This is a genomic window from Stenotrophomonas maltophilia complex sp. Om-AH-Sm3 (assembly GCF_059337855.1).
In genome coordinates, this window is the sequence record NZ_JBYBLQ010000019.1 from 1 (window position 1) to 12,796 (window position 12,796).

Genomic DNA, 12,796 nt, shown 5'->3' on the forward strand with positions numbered 1-12,796 from the left:
GTCCGGTTGCGGGGGCGTGAGCCGCATGGATGCGGCGACCGAGCTTACATGGACGTACTTGCAGCGTCCCCCGCAACCGGACCCACCCCGCCATCCCTCAGCAGACCAGCTGTTGCTGTTGCTGTTGCTGTTGCTCTGGCTCGTAGCAGGTGCAGGGCGCAGCCCTGCCAAGCAAACCCCACCCTATACTTGCCGCCGTGACTGCCTTCCCTGCCCTCGTTCCGCTGGATGCGCCGCTGCTGGTGGGTTACAGCGGCGGTGTCGACTCGACCGTGCTGCTGCACTGGCTGTGGCGCTGCGCACAGGCCTCCGGCACGGCGCTGCGTGCGGTGCACGTACACCATGGCCTGCAGGCCGATGCGGACGCCTGGGTGCTGCATTGCCAGCAGCAATGCGCGGCACTGGGCATTGAACTGGCCGTGCATCACGTGCAGGTCGACAAGCGCGCGGGCCTCGGCCTTGAAGGCGCGGCGCGGCAGGCACGACGTGCAGCGTTCGCCGCCGAACTGCGCGACGGCGAAACGCTGGCACTGGCGCAGCACCAGGACGATCAGGCCGAGACCTTCCTGCTTCGTGCCCTGCGCGGATCCGGCGTCGATGGCCTTGCCGCGATGTCCGCACACAGCCGCCTTGGCGAACAGCCTCTATGGCGGCCGCTGCTGGCGGTGCCACGCAGCGCACTGCTCGACTACGCGCGGCAGCACGCGCTGCGTTGGATCGAAGACCCCAGCAATGGCCACGACCACGCCGATCGCAACTTCCTGCGCCTGCAGGTGCTGCCGTTGCTGCGCCAGCGCTGGCCGCATGCGGCTGCGGCATTGGCGGGCAGCGCAATGCACTGCGGGCAGACCCGTGCTCTGCTGGACGAGGAAGACGCCGAGCTGATCGCGCACCTGGAAGTGGCACCACGCGTGCTTTCGCTGCAGCTGCTGCGCCAGGTGTCACCGGGGCGTGCCGCGCGCGTGCTGCGCGCCTGGGTGATCGGCCACGGTGCCGCCCCACTGCCGGCCACGGTACTGCAGCAGGGTCTGCACGAACTGCTGCCGGCCAGCAACGATCGCCAGGCGCGGCTGCGCTGGCACGAGCATGCTATCCAGCAATGGCGCGAGCACGCCTATCTGCTGCCCGCGCAGCTGCCATCGCTGCCCCGCGGATGGCAGGCCGAATGGGACGGGCATGCCCCCTTGCCGCTGCCCGATGGTGGCCAACTGCGCCTGCAGGGCGCCGTGGCCTTCGAACGCCCGCTTCAGGTCCGTGCACGCGTGGGCGGTGAGCGCATCATGTTGCCCGGCCGCCCGCATTCGCATGCGCTGAAGGACTGCCTGCAACGCGAGCACCTGGCCCCCTGGCGGCGCGCCCAGCTGCCGCTGATCTTCGATGGGCCCCAGCTGCTTGCCGCCGCCGACGTGGTCATCGCAGCTCCCCTGCAGGCCTGGTTGCAGGCCCACGACGCACAGCTGCAGTGGCGTCCCGGCGGCTGGTGAATTGACCCCCGCGCGCAGCCCGTCCACACTTGCCGCATGGCCAAGAAGTCCCCCGAAAACGCCTCCCCGGTCGCCCAGTTCGAGCAGTCGCTCGAATCGCTGGAGCAGCTGGTGGAGCAGATGGAAACCGGCGAGCTGAGCCTGGAAGCGTCGCTCAGTGCTTACGAACGTGGCGTCGGTCTGTACCGCCAGTGCCAGCAGGCGCTGGAACAGGCCGAACTGCGCGTGCGCCTGCTCAGCGATCCGGCGCAGCCGGAAGCATCCGAACCTTTCGATCCGCCCAGCCATGACGGCTGAGGTTCTGTTCGCGCGCTGGCGCGACCGTATCGAAAGCCAGCTCGACGCTGCCCTGCCCTCGCCTGCCGAAGCACCGCAGCGCCTGCACCAGGCCATGCGCTATTCGGTGCTGGGCGGTGGCAAGCGCATGCGCCCGCTGCTGGTGTATGCCAGCGGGCACCTGTTCGGCGCGCAGCCTGAAAGCCTTGACGCAGCGGCGATGGCCGTCGAGCTCATCCACGCCTATTCGCTGGTGCACGACGACCTGCCGGCGATGGACGATGACGCGCTGCGACGCGGCAAGGCGACCACCCACATCGCCTTCGACGAAGCCACCGCGATCCTGGCCGGTGACGCCCTGCAGACCCGCGCCTTCGGTCTGCTGGCCGATGCGCCGCTGCCGGCCACGCTGCGCGTGGCCTGCCTGCAGACCCTGGCCCACGCCTCCGGCGCTTCCGGCATGTGCGGTGGCCAGGCGCTGGACATCGACGCCACCGGCCAGCAGCAGACGCTGGCGGCACTGACCCGCATGCATGCGCTGAAGACCGGCGCGCTGATCCGCGCAGCGGTGCGCATGGGGGCGCTGTGCGGCCAGGCCCACGAATCACAGCTGGCCCAGCTGGACGGCTTCGCCGACGCGCTCGGCCTGGCCTTCCAGGTCCGCGATGACATCCTCGATGTCGAAGCCAGTTCCGAACAGCTGGGCAAGACCGCCGGCAAGGACCAGGCGCAGGACAAGAGCACCTTCCCCGCGCTGCTCGGCATGGACGGTGCGAAGGCGCAGCTGCGCGAACTGGCCGCACGCATGCAGGCTACGTTGGCCGGCCATGGCGAAGAGGCCGACGCGCTGCGCGCGCTGGCCACGCTGGCGGTGGAACGCGATCACTGATCGCTGGCGTGATGCTGCCGCCAAACAGGAACGCCCGGCAATGCCGGGCGTTCCTGTTTGCGCGTGCAGCCGGAATTACTTGACCAGGCGCAGCGCGAACGGGTAGCGGTAGGCTTCGCCGTTGTTGGCCTTCACGGCGGCGATGATGCAGAACACCAGGTTCAGGATGCCGACGATCGGCGCCAGGATGCCGCCGATGATCACGATGGTCAGCACGATGCAGATCAGCATCGCGATGGTGATGGTGATCTGGAAGTTCAGCGCTTCCTTGGCCTGGTCTGTCACGAAGGACTTGCTGGCGTCATCCTTGTTGATCAGCCAGATGATCAGCGGGCCGATGAACCAGGTGAAGATGCCCAGCAGGTGCGCGGCCAGCGCCATCGTGCGCTGGTCGGCCGGGGCATTGGTGGTTGCCGGCGGCGGCGGGACGTTATCGAATTCACTCACGACAAAACTCCTTTTCATTGGGTGGTCTTGACCCACCAGCACCAAGCTGGATGCGTCAGGCGGGCATAGCTTACGCCATCGATACCATCAATCATTACCGGCAATGGTCATCCGCCCCAGCAGGATCGAGCCGGTCCGGATGTGCGAGCGCGGGTCGACGTCGCTGCCGACCGCCTCGATGCTGCTGAACATCTCGCGCAGGTTGCCGGCGATGGTGATGCCGTCCACCGGGTACTGGATCTCGCCGTTCTCGACACGGAAGCCGCCGGCGCCGCGCGAATAGTCGCCGGTCACCCCGTTCACACCCTGCCCCATCAGCTCGGTCACCAGCAGGCCGTCACCCATCTGCCGGGCGATCTCTTCGAGCGAGCCGGCATTGGCCGCCAGCTGCAGGTTGTGCACGCCGCCAGCATTGGCGGTGGTCTGCAGGCCCAGCTTGCGCGCCGAATAGCTGCCCAGCACATAGCGCTGCAGCACGCCGTCACGGACCAGCGCCGAGGCACGGGTGGCCACGCCGTCGCCGTCGAAGGCGGCCGAGCGCAGGCCGCGGCGCAGGTGCGGCAGTTCGTCAATCTGCATCCACTCCGGGAACAGGCGCTGGCCGACGCTGTCCAGCAGGAAACTGGCCTGGCGGTACAACGCGCCGCCGGACACTGCCGACAGCAGGTGGCCGACCAGGCTGCGCGCCACTTCCGGGGCGAACAGCACCGGCATGCTGCCAGTGGCCAACGAACGCGGCTGCAGGCGGGCCACGGTGCGCTCGGCGGCGCGGCGGCCGACCAGACCCACGTCTTCCAGGTCCCCCTGCGCCAGCGCGCTGGTGTACCAGCCATCGCGCTGCATGCCGTCGCCCTGCCCGGCGATCAGCGCGCAGCCGATAGAATGGTGGGTGCCGCGCTCACGGCCGAAGAAGCCGTGCGAATTGGCGTACACCGACAGGCTCTGCATGCTCGACACGGAAGCGCCATCGGAATTGCGGATCTGCGCATCGGCCTCGCGGCCAGCGGCCTCGCAAGCCAGGGCCAGGTCCACCGCCTCATCGGCCTGCAGCGCCCACGGGTGCCAGCCATCCAGGTCCGGGAAGTCGGTGGCCATCAGTGCGGCCTCGGCCAGGCCGGCGGCCGGGTCATCCTCGGTATGCCGTGCGATCGCGCAGGCCTGCTCGACCGTAGCGGCCAGGCTGGCCTCGTTCAGGTCGCCAGTACTGGCACTGCCCTTGCGCTGCCCGAAATAGACGGTCACGGCGATGCCACGGTCACGGGTGGACTGCACGGTCTCGACCTCGCCGAGGCGGACATTGACCTCCAGGCCGCGGTCCTCGCTGCAGCTGACCTCGGCCTGGCTGGCGCCCAGCGCGCGGGCGCGGTCGAGCAGCTGCTGGGAGAGGTCGGCCAGCCGTTCCAGCCGGGCCAGGCTGTCGTCGCCGACGGCCACTTCAGGGGCGATCACGTTCAATGCTTTATCCTGTACGGGTTGGGCCCGGCATCACGCCGGGCGACTTTTTTTGAAATCAGGTAGGGACGATGCGCGGACGCGACGAAGAAACCGGTGAATTCCACGACAAGAGCCGCAGCCAGAACCGGCGCGATGCACTCGACGTGCTGGCCCTGGGTGAGAAGCTGGTGTCGCTGACCCCGGCCCAGCTGGCGCGCCTGCCGATTCCGGAAGACCTGCTGCCGCACATCGCCGAGTGCAAGCGCATCACCGCCCATATCGCCCACAAGCGCCAACTGGCGTTCCTGGCCAAGCACATGCGCCGCGAAGAAGAGGCCACGCTGGATGCGATCCGCGATGCGCTGGACGCCAACAGCGAAACCGGCCGCCGCGAAGTGGCGATGATGCACCGCGTGGAAGACTGGCGCGACCGCCTGCTGGCCGAGGGTGACAAGGCGCTGGCCGCTCTGCTCGATGACTATCCGCAGGCCGACCGCCAGCAGCTGCGCACGCTGGTACGCAACGCGCAGGCCGAGAAGGCCAGGAACAAGCCGCCGCGCGCTTATCGCGAGATCTTCCAGGTGCTGCGCGGCCTGATGCTGCCGGCCGCGCTGGGCCTGAAGGCCGGCGCCGAAGACACCGACCACATCGGGACCGGCGAAGCCGACGAGGACTGAGTCCGCGCCGGCCCGGGCGGTTGCTGTGGCCATCGCCACGCTCAGGCCTGGGTACCGCCGACGGTGATGCCCTCGATCAACAGCGAGGGCTGGCCGACCCCCACGGGCACGCTCTGCCCGTCCTTGCCGCAGATGCCCACGCCCTCGTCCAGGGCCAGGTCATTGCCGACCATGCGCACCTTCTGCATGGTTTCCGGGCCATTGCCGATCAGGGTCGCGCCCTTCACCGGCGTGGTGATGCGGCCGTCCTCGATCAGGTAGGCCTCGGTGGCCGAGAACACGTACTTGCCACTGGTGATGTCGACCTGGCCACCGCCGAAGTTGACCGCGTACAGGCCCTTCTTCACCGAACGGATCATCTCCTGCGGATCGTGCTCGCCGGCGCGCATGTAGGTGTTGGTCATGCGTGGCATGGTCAGGTGCGCGAACGATTCACGGCGCCCGTTGCCGGTCGGGGCCATGCCCATCAGCCGCGCATTGAGGCTGTCCTGCATGTAGCCGACCAGGATGCCGTCCTCGATCAGCGTGGTGCACTGGCTGGGGTGGCCTTCATCGTCGATGTTCAACGAACCGCGGCGGCCGTCGAGGGTGCCGTCGTCGACGATGGTCACCCCCGGTGCCGCCACACGCTCGCCGATGCGGCCGGCGTAGACGCTGGTGCCCTTGCGGTTGAAGTCGCCTTCCAGGCCGTGGCCGACCGCTTCGTGCAGCAGCACGCCCGGCCAACCCGGGCCGAGCACCACCGGCATCATGCCGGCCGGCGCCGGCACTGCTTCCAGGTTCACCAGCGCCTGGCGCAGCGCTTCCTGGGCGAGGGCTTCGGGGCGGCCGCTGGCAAACAGGTCTTCGTAGCCATAACGGCCACCGCCACCGGCATAGCCGGACTCGCGGCGGCCGTTGTGCTCGACGATCACCTGCACATTCAGGCGTACCAGCGGACGCACATCGGCCGCCAGCACACCGTCGCTGCGGGCGATCAGCACCGTATCGACGCCGCCGGACAGGCTCACCATCACCTGCCTCACGCGCGGGTCGGCGGCACGCAGGTAACCATCCAGGCGCTTGAGCACCTCGACCTTGGCTTCGTTGCCGATACCATCGATCGGGTCCAGCGCTGGGTACAGTGCGCGCGCATTGCCGCGCAGCAGCGATCGCCCGGACTGCGCACCGCCCTCACGCGAGATCGCGCGCGCCGACTGCGCCGCCGCCAGCAGCGCGTCGGCATGGATGTCATCGGAGTACGCAAATCCGGTCTTCTCGCCGGAAATCGCACGTACGCCCACGCCCTGCTCGATGGAATGGGCACCGTCCTTGACGATGCCGTCTTCCACGCTCCAGCTCTCGCGGCGGGCGTGCTGGAAATAAAGGTCGCCGAAGTCGACACCGGGGCCGAGCAACTGGCCGAAGGTGCGCTCCAGGCCAGCGGTATCCAGGCCGCCGGGGCGAAGCAGGCGGTCTTGGGCAAGCGTCAGGGCGATATCAGTCATGGTTTCGATCTGGGGGTGCGGGGGCGCTCAGGCAAGCCCCGTGAACAGGGAACCGCGCTCAGCGCGAGCGCGGCAGGTCGGTGACGGTCGGCGGAATGCCCGGTGCAGACGCCGGCTCGGGCGGTGATGGGGACTTGTCGCGGCTGCGCTCGATCACTTCCACCTTCGGCTCCTTCCATGGACCGGTCACCTTGTAGGTTCGGGCGCCAATCTCGCCCAGCGGCTTGGACAATACCGCATTGGTGGCCGCGCCCAGCGCGGCCCCCACCGGGCCGCCGGCCACCGCACCGACCACGGTCAGCAGGTTGCCCGCGCGCGGGTTGACGTCGATGGTCTGGTCGAACCGCTGGTTGCGCAGGTCGGCCTGGCCACGGATGGTGATGTTGGCCGCCGGGCCTTCGATCAGCACCTTGTCGGTGCGCGCCATGCCCTGGCCGAACTGCATGCTGCCGTCGATCTGGTTGAACGCGAAGCCCTTGGAGAAAAAGTCGCGGAAGTCGAACATCAGGCGCCGCGGCAGCTGCGCGACGCTGAGCAGGCCCAGCACGCGGCCGGCGCCTGGCTCCAGCTCCAGCAGCTGGCCATTGCGCGCGTGCAGGTCGAGGCTGCCCTGCAGGTTGCCCAGCTGGAAGTCCGACGGGCCTCCGCTCCACGAGGCCTGCAACTGCGCCTGGCCGGAACCGCCGCGCAACTGGCCGCCGTAATCAAGATTCTGCATCAACCCACCCAGATCCTCGCTGCGCACCTGTGCGGTCAACTCGGTACGGGCACCACCGGTCCGGCCCAGCCAGCGACCGCTGATGTCGATCTCCTGGTCCGGCGCACGGAAACGCAGCGCATCCACGTTCAGGCCATTGGCCAACGGTCGCGTGCGCAGCACCGCCTGGCCCAGCACCACCTTGCCGAACTTCAGGTCGGCAATGTCCAGCGCGAACGGCGGCAGCTTGGCCGGGTCCATGTCGTTGGCACCGGCCTGTACCCGCGCCGGTGCAACCGGCGCGCCCGGTGCCGCCGGCAGTGACTGCCAGTGCACGCGGTCAAGCTGGCCACTGATCGTGCCACCGTCCGCATTGGGGACGGTCAGGCGTCCGGCCAGCGACGGGCCGTCCAGCCGCACATCCAGTGCCTGTGGGCCCGGGTGCAGCTGCAGCCGGGTCTGCTCGAACACGCCGCCGATCAGCTTCAACTGGCCAACCTGCACGTCCACCGCTCGCAGCGGCATCGCATCGTCGTCCCCGCCACCCCGCGCCAGGCCGATCCACTCCAGCGCATCCAGCGTCGCGCTGCGGCCATTGACCGTCAGCCCGCTCGGCGGCGGCTCACGATCAACATGATCACTGCCCAGCGTGACCTGCACGCCGGTCTGGTTGTTGTGGCTGCGTGCGGCCAGGGCCAAGCGCTGGCCGAAGGCCACATCGATGCGGCCGGCGCCCATCGGCAACTGCGCGGCCACCGTGGTCGCCAGCGGTTCGGCGGCCGGCTTGTCCAGCGGTGCCGGCAGGTCCAGCCGGGTGCCGACCAGGTCCGAACTCAACCGCAGTTCACTCGGCGGCGCGGGCGCGCCCGGGGCCACCTTGGGCAGGTTGACCGCGATGGTCCACGCAGAAGTGCCGGTGATGTAGGGCTTGAGCCAGGTCATTTCCGGTGCGCGGTCGATCAGCACGCCGGCATCAAGGCGGGCCGTCAGCTGCGATTCGAAGGCGCGCGTGCTGTCGTGCACGTAGCCGCCGGCACGCAGGCTCAGCCGTCCTTCCTGGCCGAGGTGGCGTACCGCCAGGTCCTCGGCGCCGAAACCGCCATTGCTGTAGCGCGCCTGCCCGTGCATGTTGTCAAAGGCCAGCTGGAAGCGCTTGTCGACCAGCTTCACGCCGGCCAGATCGACCGTGCCCTGCAGGTGGCCCTCGCCCTCGTCCTGATGCAGCGGCTGCAGCAGATCGAAGGTCACATGGGCCGGACCACTGGCGACCAGGTTGTCCAGCGTATCGCCGTAATCCTTGTGCAACGGGCTCTGGCGCAGCATCGCCAGCAGCTTGCCGGCCTCGCTCGGCGCGTCGGCACGTACGTACAACGGCTGGTGCCCGAAGTCCGGAATGCCCGCTTCGAATTTCTGTACCGCCACGCCGGCAAGATCACCCCGTCCACGCATGTCGAAGCCAGGGCCGATGAAGGCGATGTCGGCGTCGACCTGGCTCATCAGCGGCCAGTCGTGCTGGAAGCGGATGTCGCCATTGCTGATGTGGCCGGTGGCCTCGAAGCGGCCATCATTGTTGTCGAACGGCCAGTCGTCCAGGTCACCGGTGACCAGGCCGACACCACCACGCACCTGGCCGCCGGCCAGTGCCATGTCCAGCCAGTCGGTGGCGCCCTTGCTCATCTTGGAGTGGATCCAGAAGCGCTTGGCCGCCGTCATCGGCACGTCGTCCAGCTTCGCGGCCAGCTGCAGCCACGGCCGCGTACCGTCGCCCTGGAACCAGACGCCGCCGCGCACGTCGGCCGCGTAGTCGGTGCCTTCCACGCGCATCGCCGGCGTTCCGATCCGCCAACCGCCGCCCTCGTCGCGCCACCCCACGACCTGTCCGGCCAGATGCAGGTCATGCCGCACGCCAAAGCCGGTCGGCCAATCGAACTGCAGCTGCCGTTGCGGCTGCAGCTGCAGGCTGAAGCCATCGGCGTCGCCTTCAAAGCGCCCGCCCAGGCCGCGCAGGCCGGGCGAGTTGCCCACGCTGGCGAAACCCAGCGACTGCAGTTCACCCTGCGCCCACAGGGGGCCATCGTGTTCGCCCGACAGCTGCAACGCGCGCACGTCCAGCTGCGGCCTGGACAGGAACAGCCAGCGCCGCAGACCCGGCTCAAGGCGATCACTCAGAGCCAGCGCACGCAGTGCGATGCCGGCCTGCACCGCACCGGCGTTCACCCGCAGCTGCTTGCCGACCTGCAGCTGCAGGCCATCGAGCTGCTGTGCGCCATCTTCGGTCTTCAGGCGCAGGCGCGGCACCTGCAACGCCCAGCCATCGGCCTGGCGCTGCCAGCGCAGGCGGGCCTGCAGCCGCTGCAGCTGCAGCTGCGGCGCTGCCACGCCGGGCATCGGTGCACCGTCGACGCGCACGTCCCGCAGGTCCGAATCGGTGGTCAGCGCGACCGGCGCGAAATCACGCAGGGTCAGCCACAGGTTCAGCTCGCCCTTGCCCTCGCGCAGGCGCACGCCGCCGGCCGCCAGCAAGGGCGACCAGGCATGGAAATCGACCGGGTCGGCACCCAGCCAGGCCTGGCCGTTGCCGCGCATGCGGTCCACGTCCAGTACCGCGGTCAGCGGCAGCGCTTCGGCCTGCGCCCAGGCGCGTACACCCACGCGCAGGCGATCACCATTGACCCGCATGCGCAGGTCGATGCGCGGCAGCGTGGTGTCGATGCCGATCCCCGGCGCGTGCACGCCCAGGCGGCCGCCGATCACCTGCAGCTCGCCGAGCCGGCGCAACGCATCCAGCGGATCCCCCCCGTTGTCGGATTGCGGCAACCCGCGCACCGACCAGCGTCCGTCTTCGCCCTGCTGCAGGTCCAGCTCCAGGCCACGCAGGCGCAGTTCGGTCAGCGAGCGCCCAGGCAGCAGCCCGCTGTACATCGATACCAGCACCTCGGCCTCGCCGATCGCCAGGCCCTGTCCGGCGCCGATGCGCAGGCCCTTCAGCTGCAGCAGCGGGCCACGACGGGTCCAAGCCGTCTGCAGCTGCTCGAAACGCACTGGCTGGCCGGCCCGCTCACTCAGCCAGGCGGCGATCCTGTCGGGATGACGCTCGGCCAGCGGCAGCAGTTGGCTGAAGGTACCCACCAGCAGTGCAAGCCCGACCAGGCCTACCGCACAGGCGGCAATGAAATGACGGCGGATCCTTCGCAGTCGCAGGCGCGGCGGCGCGCTCATCGGCCACCGCCGGCCTGCAGCCGGCGAGGATCAGAGCAGAACGACATCGAATTGCTCCTGCAGGTACTGCTCGTCCGCCTGGAAGCGGATGCTCTTGCCGAGGAACTCTTCCAGCTCGGCCACCGCCGAGGATTCCTCATCGGTGATGCGCGCGACCACCTTGGTCGATGCGATCACCAGCAGGCGCGCGGCATCGAACTGGCGCACGGCACGGGTGATCTCGCGGAAGATCTCGTAGGTCACCGTCTCGGTGGTCTTGATGCTGCCGCGGCCACTGCACTGCGGGCAGGTCTCCGACAGCTGGCGCTCCAGGCTTTCCACCGTGCGCTTGCGGGTCATCTCCACCAGGCCCAGCGGCGAGAAGTCGTACACCGTGGTCTTGGCATGGTCGCGGGCCAGCGCCTTTTCCAGCGTGCGCAGCACCTGACGGCGATGCTCTGCATCATCCATATCGATGAAGTCGATGATGATGATGCCGCCCAGGTTGCGCAGCCGCAGCTGACGCGCCACTGCCTGCGCCGCTTCCAGGTTGGTGCGGAACACCGTCTCTTCCAGGTTGCGCTGGCCGAGGAACGAGCCGGTATTGACGTCGATGGTGGTCATCGCCTCGGTCTGGTCGATCACCAGGTAGCCACCGGACTTGAGCGGCACCTGCTTGTCCAGCGCGCGGCCGATCTCGTCTTCCACGCCGAACATGTCGAAGATCGGGCGGTCGCCGGAATACAGCTCCAGCTTTTCGGCCAGCACCGGCATGTACTTGGCGACGAAGGCCTGCAACTGGCCGAACGTCTCCTTCGAGTCCACCTTCACCTTGTCCACGTCCTTGCGGATCAGGTCGCGCACGGACCGCAGCGGCAGGCTCAGGTCTTCATAGATGATGCTGCACGACGGCGCTTCGCGGCCGCGGCGCTCGACCACGTTCCACACGCGCGACAGGTAGGCGATGTCCTCGGCGATGGCCTCGGCCGGCTGCCCTTCGGCGTTGGTCCGCACGATGTAGCCGTAGCCACCGTGCTGCGCCGACAGTTCGGTCACCAGCGCCTTCAGGCGGGCGCGCTCGGTTTCGTCTTCGATGCGCGCCGACACGCCCACCACCTTGGACTGCGGCAGCAGCACCATGTAGCGCGAGGGAATGCTGATCTGCGTGGTCAGGCGCGCGCCCTTGGTGCCGATCGGGTCCTTCACCACCTGCACCACGATGTCCTGGCCGTCACGCAGCAGCTCGACGATCGGCACGCTGGCCGGGGGTGGCAGGGTGGTGTTCTCGGTGTCGGCGCTGGCCACCGGCGCCGGCCGCACCACGTCGTTGGCGTGCAGGAACGCCGCGCGCTCCAGGCCGACTTCGACGAAGGCGGCCTGCATGCCGGGCATGACCCGCTGCACCTTGCCCTTGTAGATGTTGCCGACCACGCCACGGCGCCAACCGCGCTCGATGTGAAGTTCCTGCAGCATGCCGTTTTCGATCACCGCGACACGGGTCTCGCGCGGGGTCACATTGACCAGGATTTCCTCAGACATCGGCAGCCTCCCTGGCGGCATCGGCAGTGGGGACCGGCACGCCACAGCGCGCCAGCAGACGATCGGTATGCAGCAGCGGCAGCCCCATCACGCCGGAGTAGCTGCCGGAAAGGTGTTCGATCCAGCGTTCGGCCCCACCCTGGATGGCGTAGGCGCCGGCCTTGTCCAGCGGCTCGCCGGTGGCGACATAGGCGGCGATGTCGGCGGCATCGATCGGGGCGAAGGTCACTTCGGAAATGACCAGCTCGCTGTCCAGGCCGCCCGCGCCGACCACCACCACGGCGGTCATCACCTGGTGGGTGCGCCCGGCCAGCCGCGCCAGCATCGCCCGCGCGTCAGCGGCATCGACCGGCTTGCCGAAGACCTCGCCGTCCAGGACCACCTCGGTATCCGAACCAAGCACCCGCGCCTGCGGGTCGTCGGCCAGCACCCGGGCCAGCCCGGCGCGCGCCTTGTCGGCGGCGACCCGGCATACATACTGTTCGGCGCTTTCAGTGGCCGCGCGCTGCTCGACGACCTCCAGGTCAAGGGCCTGGAAGGGGCGTCCGAGTCGGGCCAGCAGCTGGTTGCGTCGGGGGGAGCGGGAAGCAAGATAGAGCATCGGCACAGCATAACCTGAGGCCGCCACCTGAATCGTCGGCAACCCGTTACGGAACGCGTACAACCCC

The 12,796-nt window shown here is 68.8% G+C and carries 10 protein-coding genes; 4 read left to right on the plus strand and 6 right to left on the minus strand.

Features of this window, described 5'->3' with window-relative positions; genetic code table 11:
• Positions 1-197 precede the first annotated feature (197 nt).
• The 3 genes from tilS to AC10QF_RS17650 are packed head-to-tail and all read left to right on the plus strand — an operon-like array spanning position 198 to position 2,649.
• The gene (gene tilS, locus AC10QF_RS17640) at positions 198-1,484 is read left to right on the plus strand and encodes a tRNA lysidine(34) synthetase TilS (protein WP_175421887.1); all 1,287 of its coding nucleotides are present in this window, start codon (positions 198-200) and stop codon (positions 1,482-1,484) included.
• Between the two features lie 36 nt (positions 1,485-1,520).
• A complete protein-coding gene (locus AC10QF_RS17645) occupies positions 1,521-1,781 on the plus strand; it encodes an exodeoxyribonuclease VII small subunit (protein WP_005410522.1) in 261 nt (86 codons plus the stop codon).
• Positions 1,771-2,649, plus strand: coding sequence for a polyprenyl synthetase family protein (locus tag AC10QF_RS17650; RefSeq protein WP_494542600.1), 879 nt, complete (start codon positions 1,771-1,773; stop codon positions 2,647-2,649). The genes AC10QF_RS17645 and AC10QF_RS17650 overlap by 11 nt, the downstream gene beginning before the upstream one ends.
• A gap of 75 nt (positions 2,650-2,724) precedes the next feature.
• On the opposite strand, the gene AC10QF_RS17655 is transcribed toward AC10QF_RS17650, so the two are convergent.
• Positions 2,725-3,096, minus strand: coding sequence for a DUF4870 domain-containing protein (locus AC10QF_RS17655; protein WP_005418071.1), 372 nt, complete (start codon positions 3,094-3,096; stop codon positions 2,725-2,727).
• A gap of 87 nt (positions 3,097-3,183) precedes the next feature.
• Positions 3,184-4,551, minus strand: coding sequence for a metalloprotease PmbA (gene pmbA / locus AC10QF_RS17660; RefSeq protein WP_494542601.1), 1,368 nt, complete (start codon positions 4,549-4,551; stop codon positions 3,184-3,186).
• A gap of 68 nt (positions 4,552-4,619) precedes the next feature.
• Here pmbA and yjgA point away from each other — a divergent pair, with 68 nt between their 5' ends.
• Entirely contained in the window at positions 4,620-5,207 is a 588-nt protein-coding gene (gene yjgA / locus AC10QF_RS17665) for a ribosome biogenesis factor YjgA (RefSeq protein ID WP_005418075.1), read from the plus strand.
• A 41-nt stretch (positions 5,208-5,248) separates the two neighbouring features.
• On the opposite strand, the gene tldD is transcribed toward yjgA, so the two are convergent.
• Genes tldD through AC10QF_RS17685 form a run of 4 tightly spaced genes read right to left on the minus strand, consistent with a single transcriptional unit; the run spans position 5,249 to position 12,729 of the window.
• Positions 5,249-6,694 (minus strand): metalloprotease TldD, encoded by a 1,446-nt coding sequence (gene tldD, locus AC10QF_RS17670; protein WP_005418077.1) that lies wholly within the window; start codon positions 6,692-6,694, stop codon positions 5,249-5,251.
• 58 nt (positions 6,695-6,752) lie between these two features.
• Positions 6,753-10,610, minus strand: coding sequence for a YhdP family protein (locus tag AC10QF_RS17675; protein WP_494542602.1), 3,858 nt, complete (start codon positions 10,608-10,610; stop codon positions 6,753-6,755).
• Positions 10,611-10,640: 30 nt separating this feature from the next.
• Complete coding sequence (rng, locus tag AC10QF_RS17680; protein ID WP_005418079.1) at positions 10,641-12,128, minus strand: ribonuclease G; 1,488 nt, start codon at positions 12,126-12,128, stop codon at positions 10,641-10,643.
• The gene (locus AC10QF_RS17685) at positions 12,121-12,729 is read right to left on the minus strand and encodes a Maf family nucleotide pyrophosphatase (RefSeq protein WP_065179231.1); all 609 of its coding nucleotides are present in this window, start codon (positions 12,727-12,729) and stop codon (positions 12,121-12,123) included. Before AC10QF_RS17685 ends, rng begins: the two co-directional genes overlap by 8 nt.
• Positions 12,730-12,796 lie beyond the last annotated feature (67 nt).

Coding starts and splice junctions, on each gene's coding strand:
- AC10QF_RS17645 (WP_005410522.1), top strand. CDS start 1,521: ATGGCCAAGAAGTCCCCCGAAAACGCCTCCCCGGTCGCCCAGTTCGAG.
- AC10QF_RS17650 (WP_494542600.1), top strand. CDS start 1,771: ATGACGGCTGAGGTTCTGTTCGCGCGCTGGCGCGACCGTATCGAAAGC.
- yjgA (WP_005418075.1), top strand. CDS start 4,620: ATGCGCGGACGCGACGAAGAAACCGGTGAATTCCACGACAAGAGCCGC.
- tldD (WP_005418077.1), bottom strand. CDS start 6,694: ATGACTGATATCGCCCTGACGCTTGCCCAAGACCGCCTGCTTCGCCCC.
- AC10QF_RS17675 (WP_494542602.1), bottom strand. CDS start 10,610: ATGAGCGCGCCGCCGCGCCTGCGACTGCGAAGGATCCGCCGTCATTTC.
- rng (WP_005418079.1), bottom strand. CDS start 12,128: ATGTCTGAGGAAATCCTGGTCAATGTGACCCCGCGCGAGACCCGTGTC.
- AC10QF_RS17685 (WP_065179231.1), bottom strand. CDS start 12,729: ATGCTCTATCTTGCTTCCCGCTCCCCCCGACGCAACCAGCTGCTGGCC.